Annotated in this window: 18 protein-coding genes; 11 read left to right on the top strand and 7 right to left on the bottom strand. The window is 40.1% G+C overall.

Annotated elements, in window-relative coordinates; translation table 11 throughout:
* Positions 1 to 108 precede the first annotated feature (108 nt).
* From ADH90_RS09070 to ADH90_RS09060, 3 genes are read right to left on the bottom strand one after another with little or no spacing between them, the layout of a single operon-like run.
* Entirely contained in the window at positions 109 to 1038 is a 930-nt protein-coding gene (locus ADH90_RS09070; protein WP_049530963.1) for a metal ABC transporter substrate-binding protein, read from the bottom strand.
* 31 nt (positions 1039 to 1069) lie between these two features.
* The gene (locus tag ADH90_RS09065) at positions 1070 to 1918 is read right to left on the bottom strand and encodes a metal ABC transporter permease (protein ID WP_000559786.1); all 849 of its coding nucleotides are present in this window, start codon (positions 1916 to 1918) and stop codon (positions 1070 to 1072) included.
* The gene (locus tag ADH90_RS09060; RefSeq protein ID WP_049530962.1) at positions 1915 to 2637 is read right to left on the bottom strand and encodes a metal ABC transporter ATP-binding protein; all 723 of its coding nucleotides are present in this window, start codon (positions 2635 to 2637) and stop codon (positions 1915 to 1917) included. Before ADH90_RS09060 ends, ADH90_RS09065 begins: the two co-directional genes overlap by 4 nt.
* A gap of 179 nt (positions 2638 to 2816) precedes the next feature.
* On the opposite strand from ADH90_RS09060, the gene ADH90_RS09055 reads away from it, so the two are divergent.
* Complete coding sequence (locus ADH90_RS09055; protein ID WP_049530961.1) at positions 2817 to 4709, top strand: M13 family metallopeptidase; 1893 nt, start codon at positions 2817 to 2819, stop codon at positions 4707 to 4709.
* Positions 4710 to 4749: 40 nt separating this feature from the next.
* Here the strand turns inward: ADH90_RS09055 and ADH90_RS09050 are convergent, their stop codons facing one another.
* On the bottom strand, positions 4750 to 5379 hold the full coding sequence (locus ADH90_RS09050) for an MBL fold metallo-hydrolase (protein WP_049531029.1): 630 nt from the start codon (positions 5377 to 5379) through the stop codon (positions 4750 to 4752).
* A gap of 103 nt (positions 5380 to 5482) precedes the next feature.
* Positions 5483 to 6559 (bottom strand): DUF2974 domain-containing protein, encoded by a 1077-nt coding sequence (locus ADH90_RS09045; protein WP_049530960.1) that lies wholly within the window; start codon positions 6557 to 6559, stop codon positions 5483 to 5485.
* 95 nt (positions 6560 to 6654) lie between these two features.
* Here ADH90_RS09045 and ADH90_RS09040 point away from each other — a divergent pair, with 95 nt between their 5' ends.
* The 5 genes from ADH90_RS09040 (at position 6655) to ADH90_RS09020 (ending at position 13003) form a co-directional block, all read left to right on the top strand.
* Positions 6655 to 7332: a response regulator transcription factor gene (locus tag ADH90_RS09040; protein ID WP_049530959.1), complete on the top strand. Its 678-nt coding sequence runs from the start codon at positions 6655 to 6657 to the stop codon at positions 7330 to 7332.
* On the top strand, positions 7325 to 8299 hold the full coding sequence (locus ADH90_RS09035; protein WP_049530957.1) for a sensor histidine kinase: 975 nt from the start codon (positions 7325 to 7327) through the stop codon (positions 8297 to 8299). The genes ADH90_RS09040 and ADH90_RS09035 overlap by 8 nt, the downstream gene beginning before the upstream one ends.
* A gap of 325 nt (positions 8300 to 8624) precedes the next feature.
* Positions 8625 to 9383, top strand: coding sequence for an ABC transporter ATP-binding protein (locus tag ADH90_RS09030; protein WP_049530956.1), 759 nt, complete (start codon positions 8625 to 8627; stop codon positions 9381 to 9383).
* A 1-nt stretch (position 9384) separates the two neighbouring features.
* Positions 9385 to 11376 carry an ABC transporter permease gene (locus ADH90_RS09025; RefSeq protein ID WP_049530955.1) on the top strand — a complete coding sequence of 664 codons (1992 nt, stop codon included), beginning with the start codon at positions 9385 to 9387 and terminating at the stop codon, positions 11374 to 11376.
* Between the two features lie 577 nt (positions 11377 to 11953).
* Entirely contained in the window at positions 11954 to 13003 is a 1050-nt protein-coding gene (locus ADH90_RS09020) for a TIGR00341 family protein (RefSeq protein ID WP_049530954.1), read from the top strand.
* 260 nt (positions 13004 to 13263) lie between these two features.
* On the opposite strand, the gene thrS is transcribed toward ADH90_RS09020, so the two are convergent.
* Positions 13264 to 15225, bottom strand: coding sequence for a threonine--tRNA ligase (thrS, locus tag ADH90_RS09015; protein WP_049530953.1), 1962 nt, complete (start codon positions 15223 to 15225; stop codon positions 13264 to 13266).
* A 318-nt stretch (positions 15226 to 15543) separates the two neighbouring features.
* Positions 15544 to 15918 carry a hypothetical protein gene (locus ADH90_RS11340; protein ID WP_049530952.1) on the bottom strand — a complete coding sequence of 125 codons (375 nt, stop codon included), beginning with the start codon at positions 15916 to 15918 and terminating at the stop codon, positions 15544 to 15546.
* Between the two features lie 204 nt (positions 15919 to 16122).
* Here ADH90_RS11340 and rpsO point away from each other — a divergent pair, with 204 nt between their 5' ends.
* From rpsO to ADH90_RS08985, 5 genes are all read left to right on the top strand, one after another.
* On the top strand, positions 16123 to 16392 hold the full coding sequence (gene rpsO, locus ADH90_RS09005; protein ID WP_001018251.1) for a 30S ribosomal protein S15: 270 nt from the start codon (positions 16123 to 16125) through the stop codon (positions 16390 to 16392).
* Between the two features lie 633 nt (positions 16393 to 17025).
* Complete coding sequence (locus ADH90_RS09000) at positions 17026 to 18072, top strand: FecCD family ABC transporter permease (RefSeq protein WP_049530951.1); 1047 nt, start codon at positions 17026 to 17028, stop codon at positions 18070 to 18072.
* 1 nt (position 18073) lies between these two features.
* On the top strand, positions 18074 to 18829 hold the full coding sequence (locus tag ADH90_RS08995; protein WP_049530950.1) for an ABC transporter ATP-binding protein: 756 nt from the start codon (positions 18074 to 18076) through the stop codon (positions 18827 to 18829).
* Positions 18830 to 18851: 22 nt separating this feature from the next.
* Complete coding sequence (locus ADH90_RS08990; protein WP_049530949.1) at positions 18852 to 19862, top strand: ABC transporter substrate-binding protein; 1011 nt, start codon at positions 18852 to 18854, stop codon at positions 19860 to 19862.
* A complete protein-coding gene (locus ADH90_RS08985) occupies positions 19843 to 20538 on the top strand; it encodes an alpha/beta hydrolase-fold protein (RefSeq protein ID WP_049530948.1) in 696 nt (231 codons plus the stop codon). The genes ADH90_RS08990 and ADH90_RS08985 overlap by 20 nt, the downstream gene beginning before the upstream one ends.
* Positions 20539 to 20670 lie beyond the last annotated feature (132 nt).

The raw sequence follows: 20670 nt of genomic DNA, 5'->3' as shown, positions 1-20670 counted from the left end.
CAATCTTTTTTATTTTATTTTACATTGAAACATTAGATTTTCCCAATAATTTGACCGGAAATTGAACAGATAAAAACGTCAATTCAAGGAGAATGACGTTTTTATTGTTTATTTAGACAAACCTTCAGCAATCTTTTCAAGATTGTATTTCATCATGTTGTAGTAGCTATCGCCTTCTTTACCTTGTTCAGCGATAGAGTCAGTAAAGATTTGTGCGTAGATTGGGATGTTTGTGTCTTGTGAAACAGTCTTCATTGGACGGTCATCCACACTTGATTCTACAAAGAGGGAAGGAGTTTTTGTTTGGCGAAGTTTTTCAACCAGAGTCTTGATTTGGTCAGGTGTTCCTTCTTCTTCAGTATTGATTTCCCAGATGTAGGCACTTGGGACACCGTAGGCTTTAGAGAAGTATTTGAAGCATCCTTCACTGGTTACGATCAATTTCTTTTCAGCAGGGATATTGTTGAATTTAGCTTTTGCTTCCTTATCAAGCTTGTCTAGTTTTTCAGTATATTCTTTGAGATTTTTTTCGTAGAATTCCTTGTTGCTAGGGTCTTTAGCGCTCAATTGTTTGGCGATATTTTTAGCAAAGATAATTCCATTTTCAAGGTTAAGCCAAGCGTGTGGGTCTTCTTTACCTTTTTCGTTTTGGCCTTCAAGGTAGATAACATCAACGCCTTCGCTGACTGCAAAGTAGTCTTTGTTTTCAGTTTTCTTGGCATTTTCTACCAATTTGCTAAACCAAGCATTGCCACCTGTTTCAAGGTTGATGCCGTTATAGAAAATGAGGTCTGCTTCAGAAGTTTTCTTGACATCTTCAGGAAGTGGTTCGTATTCGTGTGGGTCTTGACCAACAGGAACGATACTGTGAAGATCAATCTTATCACCAGCAATATTTTTAGTAATATCAGCGATGATTGAGTTTGTAGCCACAACTTTTAGTTTATGACCAGAAGCTGCATCTTTTTTTCCACTAGCACATGCTACAAGAGCAATGACGGAAAGAAAGAGAACGAACAATGTACCTAATTTTTTCATTAGATCCTCCAATTTATTGGGGTTTTGCCCCTTATTTTAACAAATGTTTATTTTTCAGTTTCAAATATCGTTGTTTTGGAGCGATAAAGAAGCTAATGAGAAAGAAACTAGCAGCTGTGAGCACGATACTAGAACCTGCCGCAACGTTAAAGCTATAGCCGATAAAGAGTCCCAAAACTGAAGCAGTAGCTCCAAAGGTTGAGGAAAGGAAAATCATGCTTTTCAGGCTATTAGCATAAAGATAAGCAGTTGCAGCTGGGGTAATCAGCATGGCTACGATAAGGATGGTTCCGACACTTTGCATAGCAGTCACTGACACCAGAGTCAAGAGTACCATGAGTAGATAGTGGTAGAAATTAACTGGCATGCCCATAGCCTTGGCCAAGAGTTCATCAAAGGAAGTTATCAAGAGTTGCTTGAAGAAAATCCAGATTAACAAGAGAATGGCTGCCCCTACCCCCATAGTAATAAACATATCTGTATCTTGAACAGCAAGAATATTACCAAAAAGGATATGGAACAGGTCAGTTGAACTTTTAGCGACACTAATCAAGATGATACCGAGGGCTAAGAAAGAAGAAAAGGTAATGCCGATGGCGGTATCACTTTTGATAATCGAGTTTCCCTTGATGTAGGTAATGATGATGGCAGCTAGCAATCCAAAGACAATGGCTCCGATAAAGAAGTCAAGACCCAAGATGAAGGAGAGGGCTACACCTGGTAAGACAGCATGTGAAATGGCATCTCCCATGAGTGACATCCCACGTAGGATGATGAAGCATCCCACAGCTCCAGCTACGACCCCTACGACAATGGCTGTTATCAAGGCATTTTGTAAGAAATGGAATTTTTGCAATCCATCGATAAATTCTGCAATCATAGGTCACCTCCATTGAAAAAGAGTCGATTACCGTAAGCTTCTTTGAGATTGGCTTCGGTAAAGGTTTCTTTTGTCGGACCAAAGGCAATCACTTCTCGATTGACAAGTAAGACTTGATCGAAGTAGTGGGGAACCTTGCTAAGGTCATGGTGGACGATGAGAACCGTCTTCCCAGCTTTTTTCAGATCTCTCAGCGTATTCATGATGATTTCCTCACTGACAGAATCAATCCCAACAAAAGGTTCATCCAAGAGGATATAGTCGGCTTCCTGCACCAAGCATCTGGCAATCAAGACCCGCTGGAATTGACCTCCAGACAGTTGACTGATTTGACGTTCAGCGTAGTCAGCTAGGCCGACGATTTCAAGGGCTTCCTCTACTTTTTTCCAATGTTTAGCCTTTAAACTACGAAAGAGAGGAATAGAGGGAAATAGTCCTAGCGAGACGCATTCCTTGACCTTGATGGGAAAGTTATAGTCGATATTGATTTTTTGTTCGACATAGGCAATTCGGTGTAAGGATTTTTTAACTTCCTTGTCATCGAGAAATGCCTGACCTTGATGTGGGATAATTCCCAGCATACCTTTTAGTAATGTTGATTTTCCAGCGCCGTTTGGACCAATGATACCGGTAATTGTTGGTCCTTGAAGCACTAGTGAAATATCCTTAAGTGCCAATGTCTCTTTGTAGGAGACACTGAGGTTTTCTATACGTATCATACACTTGTATACCTCCTGTCTCTTAATATACCTTAATTTTATTTTTAAGTCAAGTTAATTTTTGTAAAAATTTAAAATATTAATGATTAAAATAAGAAGGCAACTCGGCATTTTTAATTGCATTCCCCAGGGATTTTTGCTAAGCTAAGAATAAGCGAAATTAGGAAAGCGAGAACAAGATGACACGTTATCAAGATGATTTTTATGACGCCATAAATGGTGAGTGGGAAAAGACTGCCGTCATTCCAGCTGATAAATCGAGAACAGGTGGTTTTATCGACCTTGACGAAGAAATTGAAGAGTTGATGCTAACGACAACCGACAAATGGTTGGCAGGTGAAGATGTGCCAGAAGATGCTATCTTGGCAAACTTTGTTAAGTACCATCGTATGGTCAGAGATTTTGACAAACGAGAAGTAGATGGCATCAAACCAGTTCTTCCTTTATTGAAGGAATACCAAGATTTGGAAAGTTTTGCGGACTTCGCAGGTAAACTAGCAGCATTTGAATTAGCTGGCAAACCAAACTTCCTTCCATTTGGTGTATCACCAGACTTTATGGATGCTAGAACCAATGTTCTCTGGGCTAGTGCTCCAGGAACTATCTTGCCTGATACAACCTACTATGCGGAAGACCATCCACAGCGTGAGGAATTATTGAACCTTTGGAAAGAAAGTACTTCTAATCTCCTCAAAGTCTATAACTTCTTAGACGAAGAAATAGAAGATTTGCTAGAGAAACGATTGGAGTTGGACCGTCGCATCGCAGCTGTAGTGCTCTCAAATGAAGAAAGTTCAGAATATGCCAAACTTTACCATCCATATTCTTATGAAGATTTCAAAAAGTTTGCCCCTGCACTTCCTTTAGATGATTTCTTCCAAGCAGTGATTGGACAAACTCCAGACAATGTTATTGTAGATGAAGAACGTTTCTGGCAAGCAGCAGAGCAATTCTATAGTGAAGAAGCTTGGCCTTTGCTCAAAGCAACCTTGATCTTGAGTGTGGTTAATCTTTCAACTAGTTATCTAACAGATGAGATTCGTATCTTGTCAGGTGCCTACGGACGAGCTCTTTCAGGAGTTCCAGAGGCTCAAGACAAACGCAAGGCTGCTTACCATTTAGCTCAAGGACCATTCAAACAAGCCCTGGGTCTTTGGTATGCCCACGAAAAATTCTCTCCAGAAGCCAAGGCAGACGTTGAGAAAAAAGTGGCAACTATGATTGATGTTTATAAGGAACGCTTGGCTAAGAATGACTGGTTGACTCCTGAAACACGAGAAAAAGCTATCGTCAAACTCAATGTCATCAAGCCTTATATCGGTTATCCAGAAGAATTGCCAGCTCGCTACAAGGATAAAGTAGTAGACGAAAACGCTAGCCTCTTTGAGAATGCCCTATCCTTTGCGCGCGTGGAAATCAAGCACAGTTGGAGCAAGTGGAACCAGCCAGTTGACTACAAAGAGTGGGGCATGCCTGCTCACATGGTCAATGCCTACTACAATCCGCAAAAGAACTTGATTGTCTTTCCAGCCGCTATCTTACAGGCGCCATTCTATGACTTGCATCAGTCATCTTCTGCCAACTATGGTGGTATCGGAGCAGTTATTGCCCATGAAATTTCTCACGCCTTTGATACTAACGGAGCTTCCTTTGATGAAAATGGAAGTCTCAAGGATTGGTGGACAGAGAGCGACTATGCAGCCTTTAAAGAGAAAACGCAGAAGGTTATCGACCAGTTTGATGGTCAAGAATCTTACGGCGCAACTATTAACGGTAAATTGACCGTATCAGAAAACGTTGCGGACCTAGGAGGTATCGCTGCTGCTCTTGAAGCTGCTAAAAGAGAACCAGACTTCTCAGCTGAAGAATTCTTCCATAACTTTGCGCGTATTTGGCGTATGAAAGGCCGCCCAGAGTTGATGAAACTCATGGCCAGTGTTGATGTGCACGCGCCAGCTAAACTCCGTGTCAATGTCCAAGTGCCAAACTTTGATGATTTCTTTACAACCTATGATGTCAAAGAAGGCGACGGTATGTGGCGCTCACCAGAAGATCGTGTGATTATTTGGTAATCAAAAAACCAAGGATGTTTGATCCTTGGTTTTTAGCTTGCTAGAAAAATGGGTTAAAAGTTTTTTCGTGAGCGATGGTCGTAGCTGGTCCGTGACCTGGATAGACATCGTAGTTAGGAAGAGTAAAGAGCTGGGTTTGGATACTATGAAGGAGTTGTTCCATGCTACCAGTAGGTAGGTCTGTTCGTCCAATAGTTTCTCGGAAGAGTGCATCACCCGTTAAGACCAAGTGTCCATCTGGGAAAACAAATGAAACTCCTCCGATAGAGTGGCCTGGAGTTGGTAATACAGTGAAGCGGAACTCATCAATCTGGTATTCTTCATGAAAGACAAAGGTGTGTTCAGCTGGTTTACATACGACGTCTGCCATATCGTCGTGTCGAGGAAGGCCAGAAAGATTGTCGACAGGAGTAAAGAGCCAAGCAGCTTCGCTTTCTGCCACATATACGGGAGGATTTCCGAAAGTATCTCTGACCAAGTCTAGACTCATAATATGGTCGTAGTGGGTATGGGTCAAGAGGATAGCGCAGACTGGTTTATTGATGGTCTCGATAGTCTTGCGAATGGCTTCCCAATGGCTACCCGGATCAACAACAATCAGGTGCTGGTCCCCTTCAAGATAATAAGTGTTTTCATAGGCAACAGGATTCACAGTTTTGTGGATTTTCATAGGATTTCCTCTTTCAAAGAATATACTCCTATTAGTATAACATAGAAGCATAAAATAAGGAATCAAGAAGAAAGTCCCTTGAGCGAAGAGACCTTGTTTTTGATTAAAAATGATTTTTCCAGGCATGGAAACGAGCATCCAGCAGGAGTTGTGTCAGATTTTTTAAGATTTCAACTTGCTCAGGCTCCAGAGTCTGAGCTTGAGAAACAAGTTGTCGAACATGGTCAATAGCATTTTTAGAAGACAGTTCATTAATGGAGCTGATTCCAGATTCTAGGATGGTTCCGAAAAAGAGATCAAAGTAGAGTTCCAGTTCTTCATCGGGCACACTGTCCACCCATTCTTTAAGAGTGTCTTTGATTTGGAGACTTTCGCTACTGATGGCCTCTAGTTGGACAAAGTGGTGTCCCTCTGTCAGCCAACTAAAGGTACTGTGTTGGGCGATACCGCCGAGAGCTGTAGACTTGACGACGATAGGTGTATCAGGGACTTCTAGCATCATGCCAATGACAGATCCCTGTGGGACATAGCGGCGAATTTTTGGAATAACATCTTGATAACCAGTGGTTTCAGTCAGATGAGCCTGCAAACCAGGGGCATCGTAGGTATAAATCGCAGATATCTTTTCCTGCAATTCAGGTTGGATTTGACTAGCAGCATAGATGGCTAGATTCCCACCTTTAGAATGTCCAGCAAGCATGACGTTTTGTTTTGGATGTTGGGTAAAGAAATCTTCCAAGTATTCAAGAGCATCCTTTTGGGCAGGGATTTCCTTCATGTAGGTCATATGGAAATCTTCCTTCCAGCCAATAATACTGTCGTCTGTGCCACGAAAGACAATCAGATAAGTATCTAGGTTCAGACGATAGGTCATAGCAGCGAACTGCTTTTGAAGTTCTGTGTCGACCTCGTTGACAAAATTAGAAAGTTTGCTATTTTTAAAACGTTTGTGTTGGGATAACTGATTGAGGAGCTGAAGTCGTTCTTTATTGGTCAACATGGTACTTTCTCGAGGGACACGTGTTGCAACATCGCTTAAACGATTGACAGGCTGGTCCAATAGGTTATCAAAAGAAAGATAGGTCAACTCAGTCAGAGCAAGTATATCCAGTTCATTTAAGGGAAGATCATAAAAAGAATCGTATTGAACGTCAGTTAGGTAGTCAAAAATATTGGCCATGAGAATTCCTTTCTTAACTTTTATCATATCAGATTTACATCAATTTCGCTAGTAGTCAGAAGAATTTTGCTATAATATAAAAAAAGGAGGAGCAGATGCATAAGATTTTACTAGTAGAAGATGATCCAGTAATCCGTCAGCAAGTTGGGAAAATGCTCTCTGAATGGGGTTTTGAAGTAGTTATGGTAGAAGACTTTATGGAAGTTCTGACACTATTTGTTCAATCTCAACCTCATCTGGTTCTCATGGATATCGGCTTGCCTCTCTTTAATGGTTATCACTGGTGCCAGGAGATTCGCAAGATTTCCAAAGTTCCTATTATGTTTCTGTCATCAAGAGACCAGGCTATGGATATCGTGATGGCTATTAATATGGGAGCTGACGATTTTGTGACCAAGCCTTTTGACCAGCAGGTCCTTTTAGCTAAGGTACAGGGATTATTGCGCCGCTCTTATGAGTTTGGACGGGATGAGAGTCTCCTAGAGTATGCTGGAGTTATTCTCAATACCAAGTCGATGGATGTGCATGTCAATGGCAAAGCTATCAGTTTAACAAAGAATGAATTTCAGATTTTGCGGGTTTTATTTGAACATGCGGGAAATATCGTAGCGCGTGATGATTTGATGCGGGAACTCTGGAACAGTGACTTTTTTATTGACGACAATACCTTGTCCGTTAATGTCGCTCGTTTGCGTAAGAAATTGGAGGAAGAAGGTTTGATTGGTTTTATTGAAACCAAGAAAGGAATAGGGTACGGATTGAAACATGCTTGAACTTAAAAGTTTTTTTCTAGCTTATATCCGTTCGCGTAGCCGTTTTTTTACTTTTATTCTGTTATTGACGGGTCTCATCTTTCTTTTTGATGTCCTATTTGTTAGTCAAGTGCCCTACTTTAACTATTTCTTCTTTCTATCTACATTTTTGACATTTTTGTTTTTGGTATTTGATTTCTTGATAGAATTGCAACGTTATCGTAAGGAATTGCTCTATGGCGAAAGAAAAGCTAAGTCACCAATGGAAGTCCTTCTAACTGAAAAATTAGAGAAAAGTGAATCTGAACTCTATCAAAAGAAATCAGATGCTGAAAACCGCTACAATGATTTGGTGGACTACTATACACTCTGGGTTCATCAGATAAAAACACCAATTGCAGCCAGTAAACTCCTTGTAAGTGAGGTGGCAGATCGCCAACTGAAACAACAGTTGGAGCAGGAAATTTTTAAGATTGATTCCTATACCAATCTCGTACTCCAATATCTACGCTTAGAAAGCTTCCATGATGATTTGGTTTTGAAGAAAGAAAATATAGAAGATTTGGTCAAGGAAGTCATTCGCAAATATGCCCTTTTCTTTATTCAGAAAGGTCTTAGCATCAATCTGCATGACTTGGATAGAAGCATTGTGACGGATAAGAAGTGGCTGTTGGTAGTCATTGAACAAATCCTGTCAAATAGCCTCAAGTACACAAATGTAGGTGGAATTGAAGTCTATATGGATGGTCAAGAACTTTGCATCAAGGATACTGGGATTGGCATCAAAAACAGTGATCAATTGCGAGTCTTTGAACGCGGATTTTCAGGCTATAATGGTCGAATGACCCAGCAGTCATCTGGACTTGGACTCTATCTAACCCAGAAAATCAGCCAAGAATTAGGACATCAAATCCGTATCGAATCAGAGCTTGGGCAAGGAACAACTGTGAGGATTAAGTTCTCTGAAGTGAATTTACTGATTGAATGAAAAGAATTGTGAAGAGCTTGGAAGAAACCTTTCAAGCTCTTCTTTAGACCTTGATATAGTGAGAAAAAAGGCTTCAATTAGATAAAAATGTAATCTTACAAAAATGTAAGATTAAAGGCCTCTTTTGTAAGGTTATGTTATGGCAAGCCATCTTTTTTTGGAGTAAACTTAGAGCATAAAGAAAAAGGAGAGAAACCATGAAAACAATTTTACAAAAGAAACATACAAGTAAGCCGAGTCCAAAGGATATCGAGCGAGTTCAAATCGGCATCGAAATGATGCAAGCTCAGTTTCAATTAATGGGATATTAAAAGGAGAAGTTAAAATGACAGTATTAGATGTAAAACACGTTCAAAAGATTTATAAAACTCGCTTTCAAGGCAACCAAGTAGAAGCCCTGAAAGATATTCACTTTACCGTTGAAAAAGGCGACTACGTTGCTATCATGGGTGAATCTGGTTCTGGTAAATCGACCCTACTCAATATTCTTGCTATGCTTGACAAGCCAACTCGTGGTCAGGTCTATCTGAATGGAACTGATACAGCTACCATTAAAAATTCTGAAGCATCAAGCTTCCGTCGGGAAAAGTTAGGCTTTGTCTTCCAAGACTTCAATTTGTTAGATACGCTTTCTGTTAAAGACAATATCTTACTCCCTTTGGTCTTGTCTAGAAAGCCTATTACAGAAATGATGAAAAAATTGGTCGTGACGGCCGAAAATCTTGGCATCAATCAATTGCAGGAGAAGTACCCTTATGAAATCTCTGGAGGGCAAAAACAAAGGGTAGCAGTTGCAAGGGCTATCATCACAGAGCCAGAAATTCTCCTCGCTGATGAGCCAACAGGAGCCCTAGACTCTAAGTCATCTACAGCACTGCTAGATGTCTTCGATGAGATTAACGAGCGAGGTCAAACCATTCTCATGGTAACCCACTCAACAGCTGCAGCCAGCCGTGCTAAACGTGTCATTTTCATCAAGGACGGTATTCTCTATAATCAAATCTACCGTGGTGAAAAGACAGATCGTCAGATGTTCCAAGAAATCTCTGACACCTTGACTGTTATGGCAAGTGAGGTGAACTAGTATGTTTCGATTAACCAATAAGTTGGCCATCTCCAACTTAATCAAAAACCGCAAACTCTATTACCCTTTTGCACTAGCAGTTCTCCTTGCAGTTACTATCAGCTATCTATTTTATTCATTAACTTTTAATCCTAAAATGGTAGAAATGCGGGGTGGATCTTCTATTCAATTTACCCTTCAACTAGGTCTGATCGTAGTGACACTTGCATCTGCCATTATCGTACTTTATGCCAATAGTTTTGTCATGAAAAATCGTTCCAAAGAACTGGGCATATATGGCATGTTGGGCTTAGAAAAACGCCATTTGATTGGTATGACCTTTAAGGAACTCTTGATATTTGGGCTAGTAACAGTCACTGCTGGGATTGGAATTGGTGCCCTCTTTGATAATCTGATTTTCGCTTTATTGCTCAAACTTTCAAAGATGAAAGTGGAGTTAGTAGCCACATTCCAATGGTCCGTAGTCCTTTCCATCCTTCTGGTATTTGGTTTTATCTTCTTAGTCATTGTCTTCCTAAATGCTATCCGCATTATCCGTATGGATGCTCTCCAACTATCTCGTGAGAAAGCAAAAGGTGAGAAGAAGGGCCGTTTCCTAGTGTTTCAGACAATCTTGGGACTACTCTCTTTAGGTAGTGGCTATTATCTAGCTCAAAGCGTAACAAATGCTCTATTAGCTATTTCTACCTTCTTTTTAGCTGTAATACTGGTCATTTTAGGAACCTATCTCTTGTTCAATGCTGGGATTACAGTTTTCTTGAAAATGCTCAAGAAAAACAAGAAATATTACTACAAACCTAATAATCTCATCTCTGTTTCTAACCTCATTTTCCGTATGAAGAAAAATGCGGTTGGTTTAGCGACTATTGCCATCCTTTCCACCATGGTTTTGGTCACCATGTCAGCAGCAACCAGTATCTACAATGGTTCTGAAAATATTAAAAAACTCCTGTATCCTCACGATATGTCAATTTCAGGACAAAATGTAGAAGTTGAGGATTTAGACAAGCTTTTGACTCAATACGCTAGCGAAAAGAACCTAACAATCAGCACTAAGGATGTTCTTAGCTATGCAAGTTTCGGCCTTTCTAGTCAAGATGGTACCAAATTAACCACCTTTGAAAAAGGTCAAAATAGTGTTATGCCCAAGACAGTTTTCCTAGTCTTTGATCAAAAGGATTATGAAAAAATGACTGGACAAAAGCTGAACCTTACGAATAATGAGGTGGGACTATTCGCTAAGAACGATGGCCTTAAAGGTCAAAAAGCATTCAGTCTTAACAATCAGAACTATACGATCAAGCAAGAAATTCAGCAAGATTTCCTCAGAGACCATGTTGCTAACCAGTATGTACTTTTGATCTCAGATTATAACTACCTTGTTGTCTCAAATTTGCAGGACTTTTTAGATAAATACCAGGATTCTGCTATATACACTCAGTTATATGGTGGAATGGATGTGACGGCAAGTAAAGAGGAACAACTCAAACTTGCAGATGATTTTGAAAACTACTCTGATAATTTCAGTCACAATCTCAAGAACGAGAATGGTATGGTTTACGGTGCAAACATTGCGAGTGAGTCAACTGTCGAAATGAACGCTCTCTTTGGAGGAGTTCTCTTTATTGGAATTTTCCTCTCTATCATCTTTATGGTAGGTACAGTTCTCGTTATCTACTATAAACAAATCTCAGAAGGTTATGAAGACCGTGAACGCTTTGTCATCCTGCAAAAAGTTGGCTTAGACCAAAAACAAATCAAGCAAACCATTAATAAACAAGTCTTGACTGTTTTCTTCCTACCTCTGGTCTTTGCCTTTCTTCATCTGGCTTTTGCTTATCACATGTTGAGCCTGATTCTCAAGGTCGTTGGTGTTGTTGATTCAGCCATGATGTTAAGTGTAACACTTTCTATTTGTGGTATCTTTGCCCTCATCTACGTACTTATCTTTATGATTACTTCAAGAAGCTATCGTAGAATTGTTCAAATGTAAAAACAGAAACATCAAAAAAGAGAGTGGGACAGAAATCGTTAATTCGTTAGAATTCGATTTCGTCGTTCCACCTCCGCACAGTTGAGTAGGGCTGTAAAAGCTGATGAAATCAGCGTAGTAGAGCCCACTCAACCACTGCGTCTTGCTCGACAATCCAAATACAATTGAGAGGCTAGGATTTTTGTCCTAGCCTCTTTTTTAGTAGCTGGGATTTTGTACCAGGTTTTAACTTTTATTTCTCAACAGGTGATTTATTGGCGATATCAGCTAGGATTGCTGCTACAAACTCATCATGTTTAAACATTAAAAAGGTATCTACTTTCAGAGGAGATATCGTTTTTCTTCTTCGGATAAGGATACAAAAATTTCTTCCCTTCTCTATCTTTTAAATTAATTGATTTCTTCAGGGAAAGACTGTAAAATTTTTGATATAATATGTAGGATGGACTGACGGATATTTAAAAGATAATGTTCAAAAGAATCACAGGTAAGAATTAAAAATATGTAAGATTGGACAGAAGTCTCTCTACCATCATCCATGCAGAAACAAGATTATATGAAATAAAAGGAGTAACCAATGTCCGGAAACTATTCAACACGTGAATTCCGCGAGAAACTATATGATGACCTTCATGTTCGATTAAGAGATACAGTGATTTTGATGTGTGCGATTTTTATTGCCTCTATAGGTCTAAATATGAACTCAACAGCAGTCGTTATTGGAGCCATGCTGATTTCCCCTCTTATGACACCGATTGTTGGACTGGGGTTTGGTTTAGCTATTTTTGATACGCGTTTAATCAAGCAATCTCTAGAGGTTTTATTTACTCAAGTATTGGTCAGCTTGCTTGTCTCGACTCTGTATTTCTGGATTTCTCCCTTATCTTATGCAAGTAGTGAGTTGATTGCACGAACCTCTCCAACCATTTGGGATGTTCTCATTGCTATTGCTGGTGGGATAGCAGGCGTAATTGGTTCAAGGAAAAAAGAAGCAAACAATATCGTGCCAGGAGTAGCCATTGCAACAGCTCTGATGCCACCTATCTGTACTGCAGGCTATGGTTTAGCTAATGGAAATGTACGATTTTTATTTGGGGCCCTCTATCTTTTCTTGATTAACTGTGTCTTTATCATGCTAGCCAACATTGTTGGAACAAGAATTATGATGAGAAAATCTCCTTTAAGTTCATTTAAAGAGCTAAACATTAAAATGAGAATTGGGTTGATCTCCTTGATTGTATTATTGGTTCTTCCAGCTAGCTATTCAGCAGTCACTCTGACGATGGATCAAGCACGAAAAGAAGGGATCAAACAATTTGTAGGAAAAGAGTTCGCCAATCATACGGTCATTAATCAAGTCTACAAGTCAAGGAACAATGAATTGGTCTTGACGGTTGTTGGAGATCCGATTTCAGAAGAAGAATTAGAAACCATTCGCCAAAAGCAGGCCTCTTACGGTATTCAATCTGTTCAATTGAAAGTCAATCAAGTCCATAATTCGACAAAATTAGATAGTGAGACGACCAAGGAATTTTACGAAACCATTAACCAGTATATCGATCAAAAACTCTCTGAAAAAGATTCACAAAACGATCTCGTAAAAGAAAATGAGGCAGACAAGGATTGAGGATAGTCAACTTATCTAACTCATGGAAGCAAATCTTGGGAGGATATCCTATATCCAAAAGTTAATGGATAGAAAGGATTATTGATGAGGATACTATTTGTGGTGGTTTGACCAATCACTACTAGCTCAGACTAAATAAAGAAGCAACAACGTTTTCAGTTGTTGCTTCTTTATTTAGCTGGAATTTTTATCCCAGGTTTTATCTCTTATGACAAAATTCGAATAGGGATTGCTCAATTATTGGTCAGTAAAATCGAGAATTATATCATATCGTAATCGTATTTCTCAACACGAGATTTGTTAGCGATATCTGCAAGAATCAATTCTACAAATGCGTCTACCGGCATAGTTTCAGTTTCTTTTTGACCATAACGGCGAACGTTTACGGCTTGCTCTTCCATTTCCTTGTCTCCAACGATTAATTGGTAAGGAATCTTTTGAGTTTGAGACGCACGAATCTTGAACTGCATTTTTTCATTGCGCTCATCCACGTCTGCACGGACACCACGGTCACGGAGCTTCTTAGCCACTTCCCAAGCGTAGTCCACGTGTTTCTCGTTAGATACTGGGATAAGGGTTACTTGGTGTGGTGCCAGCCATGTTGGGAAGGCACCCTTGTAGTTCTCAATCAAGATCGCTGTGAAGCGTTCCATAGTTGAGATAACCCCACGGTGGATCATAACTGGGCGATGTTCTTCACCGTCTGCTCCAATGTAATGAAGATCAAAGCGTTCTGGAAGCAAGAAGTCCAGTTGGATAGTTGAAAGAGTTTCTTCTTTACCAAGAGCTGTTTTCACTTGGATATCCAATTTTGGTCCGTAGAAGGCTGCTTCCCCTTCAGCTTCATAGTACTCAACACCCATATCATCAACGGCAGCTTTCAACATGCGTTGAGCATTTTCCCACATTTCATCGTTATCAAAGTATTTGTGTTTGTCTTCAGGATCACGGTAAGACAAGCGGAAACGATAATCTGTCAAGTTAAAGTCTTCATACACATCGATGATCAATTGAAGGATCTTCTTGAATTCTTCCTCGATTTGTTCTGGAGCCACAAAGGTATGACCATCATTCAGAGACATTTCACGCACACGTTGAAGTCCTGTGAGAGCACCAGATTTTTCATAACGGTGCATCATACCGATTTCAGCGATACGGATTGGCAATTCGCGGTAAGAGTGCACATGGTGTTTGTAAACTTCGATGTGGTGAGGACAGTTCATTGGACGAAGAACGAATTCTTCCCCATCCCCCATATCCATTGGTGGGAACATGTCTTCACGGTAGTGATCCCAGTGACCTGAAGTCTTATAAAGTTCTACAGAAGCAATTGGTGGAGTGTAGACGTGTTGGTAACCTGCTGCGACTTCTTTATCAACGATATAGCGTTCCAACTCACGACGGATCGTCGCACCATTTGGCAACCAGAATGGAAGACCTTGACCCACTTCTTGAGAAATCATAAAGAGATCCAATTCTTTACCAAGTTTACGGTGGTCACGTTCTTTGGCTTCTTCACGCATTTGAAGGTAGTTCTTCAAGTCTTTCTTGTCAAACCAGGCAGTACCGTAGATCCGTTGCATCATCGCATTGTCGCTATTTCCACGCCAGTAAGCACCAGCTACGTTAAGAAGGTGGAAGATTTGGATACGACCAGTTGATGGGACGTGTGGGCCACGGCAAAGGTCTACATACTCACCTTGACGATAGATGGTCAAGCCACCCTCGTCTTCTGAGTGTTCTTCGATCAATTCTAACTTGTATGGATCGTTTTTGAAAATTTCACGCGCTTCATCTTTAGTCACTTCCTCACGAATAGATGGGAAGTTTTCTTTAACGATTTTTTGCATTTCTTCTTCGATACGAGGAAGGTCTTCGTTAGAGATTTGACCAGCTTGGTTGTCTGTATCATAGTAGAAACCATCTTCGATAGCTGGACCGACACCCAAGTGAATGTCTGGGAAAAGGCGACGAGCAGCTTGGGCAAACAAGTGAGCAGCAGAGTGACGCAAGATGTCAAGGGCATTTTCGTGATCTGGTGTCACGATTTCGATGCTTCCATCTTCAGTGATAGCACGAGTAGTGTCGATGAGTTTGCCGTTGAATTTACCAGCAAGAGCTTTTTTAGCTAGAGAATTGCTGATGGATTGAGCAATTTCAAAAGTTGTAACGCCTGATTCGAATTCACGAACAGCGCCATCAGGGAAAGTAATCTTAATCATGATATTCTCCTTATATTAGTTATCAATTATTTCTAGAGCAGAGGTGTTTCCCTATTCTTGCAGTTTTAAATCAAGAAAAACAAAAAGCGACCTCCTAAAAGGACGTCGCAACGTGGTTCCACCTTCATTTATGTTCCTCAAAAAAGAGGGACACCTCTGATTGGCTCTAACGTGGCCACCGTTTTATGTTTGCATAAAAGTCAGTAGAGTAGTATCAGTTTAGACTTCCTATGCGTTCTCAGCAACCACGCACTCTCTAAAAGAAAGATTCTAAGTGACTTGTCTCTATGCATTATTATAGCATGATTGCTAGATTTTTCAAGGATTTTGTGAAAGTTTTTTGTTTTTCAGTTTTTGCACCAGATTCTTAATAGAGGCACCGATAGCCATACCTACTATGGCAAAGATTTCATAGGCTAAAAAGTAAGTCCAGATAAATTCACCAAAAGGTATGATAGTAAAGCAATAGAGCAGTCCGTTACCCAGTAACCACCAAAGTGAGAAACGGAAACGGTAGCTATAGAGTAGCGATACGATAAGGATTACTAAAGGTGTATAGAATAGAATATTATTAATGTAGAGACCCTTGAGCAAAAGGGGGTCAGAAACAACTAACAAGAACAACTCATAAAGTGGACAATAAAAGAAAAATACGACCAGATAGTAGGGGAGATATTTGAACAATTTACGCATGGTAATCACCTCGTTATAAAACTATCAACTTAGATATCCTTCCTATGAATATTATAGCATATTTGCAGTAAGAATAGTAAATCAGTTGACAAAGAAGTTAGTTATTGGTAGAATAGAAATTGTCGTAAAGACAAATAACTTCTTCTTGGTTACAGGCATGCCAACCTGTCACTCGGATGAAGCCAAATAAAAAGGAGAAACATCATGGCAATCTCAAAAGAGAAAAAAAATGAAATCATCGCACAATATGCACGTCACGAAGGTGATACAGGTTCAGTAGAGGTTCAAGTTGCTGTCCTTACTTGGGAAATCAACCACCTTAACGAACACATCAAACAACACAAAAAAGACCACGCTACTTACCGTGGATTGATGAAGAAAATCGGTCGCCGTCGTAACTTGCTTGCATACTTGCGTAAAAACGACGTTAACCGTTACCGTGAGTTGATCAACTCTCTAGGACTTCGTCGCTAATTCAAGATACAAAGGCCGTCAAAAGCACAAAGCAAAAATAGGAAAATTGACGAAGAAACTTCAGTTTCTAGGAGATTTTATCTTTTTTGCCAAGTGCTTAGGCCGTGTTCAATTGAGCATATCTTGAAAGTAAGGCTACTCGATTGAGTAGTCTTTTTATTTTTGTCACCTACCTCGATATACTCAAGTACAATCTTCGGCTTGCCATCTGGTCTATAAACGTTTTATCCAACAAGAATCATGATGCTAAGGGCGTAAGAAATCCGTATGAAAATAGGGAAACGACACCGTGTTCGATGAACACAAGGAGTTTCATCTTTTTCACTAGGATTTTAGCCCGAGCTCAAATCAGCTCTCTGACTTCAGAGGGCTTTTTTATTTTTGTCACCTACCTCGATATACTCAAGTATGATCTTAGGTTACGGTTCCTAGCACTGTAAGGTAAAATAAACCAGAAAGGTCTCTCTTCGGGGAGATTTTTTTGTTCACTAGGATTTTAGCTTGAGCTCAATCAGCTATCTAGTTTTAACAGTCTTTTTAGCTGTATCTTTCTAGCCTTGTTCCTGCCTTGGAAATGTGGTATACTATTTATGAAAATTGTCTAAATTTTTAATTTTATTAAGGGAGAGTTTCATGATTTCCAAATCTTCTGGAAGCCATCAAAACCTGCGATATGTTTTTCTCCTATTTCTGTTGCTCGGAGCTTTGGGAGTTTCTCTATTTTTGGCTGTTTCTATGGGTTCAGTTCAAATTAGCTTGAGTGATACTTATCGGATTATTTTGAGTAAGATGGGGGCCCCTCTGGATATAGGAGAACTTTCGAAGTCTACACTTGCTATTGTTTGGAATATGAGATTACCACGGGTTTTTCTTGGTTTGATAGTTGGTGCTGGTCTTTCCATGTGTGGCAGTGTCATGCAGTCCACAGTCAATAATCCAATCGCAGAGCCCTATGTGTTAGGAATTTCAGCTGGGGCAACCTTTGGAGCAACTTTGAGTATTATTCTTGGATTTAAAGTTTTGATTGGTCTAGGTTCTTTCCTAGGAGCGCTTGTGGCAACAGTTGCAGTCCTTCTGATTGCTTCCATTCAAGGCAGGATGACAACTTCCAGCCTGATTTTATCAGGAACGGTCGTGAATGCGCTATTTTTGGCTTTTTCAAACTTTATTATCTCTATTGGTGCCAATGCTGATAGCGTTATGACTATCAAGTTTTGGACCATGGGTTCCTTAGCGGGGACCTCCTGGGCTCACTTAACTTTGCCAACAGTAGTAGTGGGAATAGCTTTCTTATTTTTCTCTACCCAATATCGTGTTTTTAATGCCATGATGATGGGAGATGAGGCGGCTTTGACCTTGGGAATTCCCTTGTGTTTTTACTGGTATCTCTATGTGACGATTGTGGCTATAATGACAGCAATCTTGGTATCGACCTGTGGAATTATTGGTTTTGTTGGCCTTATCACACCTCATCTAGCCCGAAGTTTGGTTGGGACAAATTACAGAAGGCTATTTCCGATAGCTACTTTACTAGGTGCCCTCTTTGTCGTTTGGGCAGATGTTCTTGCTCGTGTCTTGATTCAGAATGCTGAACTTCCGATTGGTATCTTCACAGCCTTAGTAGGTGCACCTTTCTTTATCTACATGGTTGGAAGTAGACGAAGGGAGGTGAGGGTCTGATATGGACTTAATGTGCCAGGATATTCACTTTGGAATCGGAGAGAAAAAAATTCTCAAAGGAATCTCACTTAAACTTGAGGGCAACCAATTTCATACCATTTTAGGACCAAATGGCAGTGGGAAGACTAGCTTGCTGAAACTCCTCTATCGACAGGAAAAGCCTGATCAGGGCTTGATTTCCCTAGATGGAAAGCCACTGGAACAATTGAGCGTCAAGGAAACGGCAAAGCAGATGGCAGTCGTCACACAGTTTAATCAGTTACAATTTGATTGTACGGTTGAGGAAATTGTCATGCTGGGCAGAACACCCCATCTCTCTTTCTTACAAAAGGAAAAAGACAGAGATTTTGCTCTGGTTGAGGATGCTCTGGTCAAGGTAGATATGCTCGAAAAGAGAAATCGACTCTACTCTTCTTTGTCAGGAGGAGAGAAGCAGCGGGTTTTGTTGGCACGTGCCTTGGCACAAGAACCGACTCTCCTGCTCTTAGACGAACCAACCAATCATTTAGATATCAAGTACCAGCTAGACTTGTTAACCATTGTCAAACATCTCAATATCAATGTACTAGCAGTATTACATGATATTCAGCTAGCTTGTCGCTATTCAGACTATCTCTACCTAATGAAAGAAGGAGAGATTGTTTACCAAGGGACTCCAAAAGAGACCATCACACCCGAGTCATTGCAGACTATCTATGACGTCCAAAGTCAGATTACTTGGACAGAAGATCAGCAAGCCATGATTCACTATTTATAAAAAATGAAAAGGAAAATAAAACATGAAAAAATCACTTAGTATATTGCTCCTAACAGTAGCTACCTTAACTTTAGCAGCTTGTGGAAATAGTGCAACAGAAAAAACTACCACACAATCAAGCACAGAGACAAGTCAAAAGGCTAGTACAGAAACCAGTTATCCTGTAACCATCAAAACTTATGATGCCAAAGGAAACGAAGTCGAACAAGTCTTTGAAAAGGCTCCTGAAAAGGTCATCACCAACAATCTTTCAACAACTGAAATCCTACTTGAACTCGGTTTGAAGGATAAAATTGCCGGTATGCTCAATCCTGATAATGCTGTAACTGGTAAATACAAGGAAGCAATTGAAGCCATCCCTCATATTGGTGATAAAAAATCAGTCTCACAAGAAACTGTTCTTTCTTATGAACCAGATGCCTTGATGGGACGGAACATGATGTTCTCTGAAAAGTCAATGGGAACCATTAGTGCTTGGAATGAAAATAAAATCCCTGTTTATACGCAAAAAGCTTCACTTTCAAATATCCAACAGGATTTGGGAAATATCGTAGAAGATGTGAAGAATCTTGGTACCATTTTCAATGTCCAAGACAAGGCTAACCAATATGCAGAGCAATTACAAGCTAAAATCGATGCGGTTAAAAAAGCTAACCCAGAAACACAGGGTGAAAAGAAAAAAGCTTTGATTATGGTTGCTTATAACGACGAAACCTTTGGAGCCTACAAGTCAGCCCTTCAAGAAAGCTTGCTCAACCAACTTGGTTACACAAATGTCGCAACAGGAACATCTGGCTTGACCCTGGAAAATCTAGTATCAATGGATCCAGAGTTGATTATCTATGTAACCAGTGACCGCAATCAAAAGTTGGATGAAAAAGCAGTGGATTTGATGAAAGCAAATGCTGTTTTGGAAAATGTCCCAGCAATCAAGAACCAAAAAATCATGACTATCTCTTACGATGAGTTGATGGATTACGGTCCTGCAGTGATTGATTCCCTTGAAAAAATCAATGACTTTATCAAGAAATAAGGAGTTTAACTGGGAAGGGATTCAGGTTAGGGTCAGTCTGCCTTCAAACTATGATCCTCAACAAGCCTATCCACTTGTGCTTTTAAATGATGGACAATTGGACTATTTGTCAGACCTATCCCAATCTGTGATTTTGGTGGGCTTGATTCCAGAAAATCGTCTGGATGACTTTACACCTTGGCAAGCTAGTGCTTTGAAAGAAGGGGCATCAGACTTTGGTGGAAGACTAGACCGATACCATCAAAAGCTCTTTCAAGGGATTCTAACAACTCTGCAAAAGGACTACTTGATTGATGAAAGTCGAATTGCCTATGGTGGCTATTCACTGGGTGGGCTTGCTGCTGTCTATAGTCTCTATAGTAGTTATCTTCCTGCGACCTGTATCTTTTCTATCTGTGGTTCCTTCTGGTATCCAGACTTTATAGACTTTTGTAGGGAACATGACTTGATGCAGAGCCAAAGCCTTATTTATCTACAAAATGGTCAGACAGAAGGTGCTAATCATTCCAACCGTCTGTCTAAGGCTCCTATTTTTGCTAGAAACATTCATGATCTGATTTCAGAGAAAGTCCCTTCGACTTATTGCACATTTGATGCTTATGGGCATCATGAAGCTCTCGACCAACGCTATCATCATTTTTGTGATTGGCTGAGAGAAGAGTGGAATCTTACGTAAAAATCTAATACTCTTTGTTTAGGATGGACAGAGAGTATTTTTCTTGTCTTTATTCGGGTATATTTTGAAATTTCCACGTGATTATCCAAATCGAAAGTTTAACTGTAATGCATTAAAATGTGGTATAATGAG

This window comes from Streptococcus pseudopneumoniae (assembly GCF_001073085.1).
Lineage (GTDB): Bacteria > Bacillota > Bacilli > Lactobacillales > Streptococcaceae > Streptococcus > Streptococcus pseudopneumoniae_M.
The sequence above is the reverse complement of the archived record's forward strand: the minus strand, read 5'-3'. Positions and strand labels throughout refer to the sequence as shown.

Excerpts from the sequence above, each read along its gene's own strand:
- ADH90_RS09070 (WP_049530963.1), bottom strand. The coding sequence starts at position 1,038 with ATGAAAAAATTAGGTACATTGTTCGTTCTCTTTCTTTCCGTCATTGCT.
- ADH90_RS09065 (WP_000559786.1), bottom strand. The coding sequence starts at position 1,918 with ATGATTGCAGAATTTATCGATGGATTGCAAAAATTCCATTTCTTACAA.
- ADH90_RS09060 (WP_049530962.1), bottom strand. The coding sequence starts at position 2,637 with ATGATACGTATAGAAAACCTCAGTGTCTCCTACAAAGAGACATTGGCA.
- ADH90_RS09055 (WP_049530961.1), top strand. The coding sequence starts at position 2,817 with ATGACACGTTATCAAGATGATTTTTATGACGCCATAAATGGTGAGTGG.
- ADH90_RS09050 (WP_049531029.1), bottom strand. The coding sequence starts at position 5,379 with ATGAAAATCCACAAAACTGTGAATCCTGTTGCCTATGAAAACACTTAT.
- ADH90_RS09045 (WP_049530960.1), bottom strand. The coding sequence starts at position 6,559 with ATGGCCAATATTTTTGACTACCTAACTGACGTTCAATACGATTCTTTT.
- ADH90_RS09040 (WP_049530959.1), top strand. The coding sequence starts at position 6,655 with ATGCATAAGATTTTACTAGTAGAAGATGATCCAGTAATCCGTCAGCAA.
- ADH90_RS09035 (WP_049530957.1), top strand. The coding sequence starts at position 7,325 with ATGCTTGAACTTAAAAGTTTTTTTCTAGCTTATATCCGTTCGCGTAGC.
- ADH90_RS09030 (WP_049530956.1), top strand. The coding sequence starts at position 8,625 with ATGACAGTATTAGATGTAAAACACGTTCAAAAGATTTATAAAACTCGC.
- ADH90_RS09025 (WP_049530955.1), top strand. The coding sequence starts at position 9,385 with ATGTTTCGATTAACCAATAAGTTGGCCATCTCCAACTTAATCAAAAAC.
- ADH90_RS09020 (WP_049530954.1), top strand. The coding sequence starts at position 11,954 with ATGTCCGGAAACTATTCAACACGTGAATTCCGCGAGAAACTATATGAT.
- thrS (WP_049530953.1), bottom strand. The coding sequence starts at position 15,225 with ATGATTAAGATTACTTTCCCTGATGGCGCTGTTCGTGAATTCGAATCA.
- ADH90_RS11340 (WP_049530952.1), bottom strand. The coding sequence starts at position 15,918 with ATGCGTAAATTGTTCAAATATCTCCCCTACTATCTGGTCGTATTTTTC.
- rpsO (WP_001018251.1), top strand. The coding sequence starts at position 16,123 with ATGGCAATCTCAAAAGAGAAAAAAAATGAAATCATCGCACAATATGCA.
- ADH90_RS09000 (WP_049530951.1), top strand. The coding sequence starts at position 17,026 with ATGATTTCCAAATCTTCTGGAAGCCATCAAAACCTGCGATATGTTTTT.
- ADH90_RS08995 (WP_049530950.1), top strand. The coding sequence starts at position 18,074 with ATGGACTTAATGTGCCAGGATATTCACTTTGGAATCGGAGAGAAAAAA.
- ADH90_RS08990 (WP_049530949.1), top strand. The coding sequence starts at position 18,852 with ATGAAAAAATCACTTAGTATATTGCTCCTAACAGTAGCTACCTTAACT.
- ADH90_RS08985 (WP_049530948.1), top strand. The coding sequence starts at position 19,843 with ATGACTTTATCAAGAAATAAGGAGTTTAACTGGGAAGGGATTCAGGTT.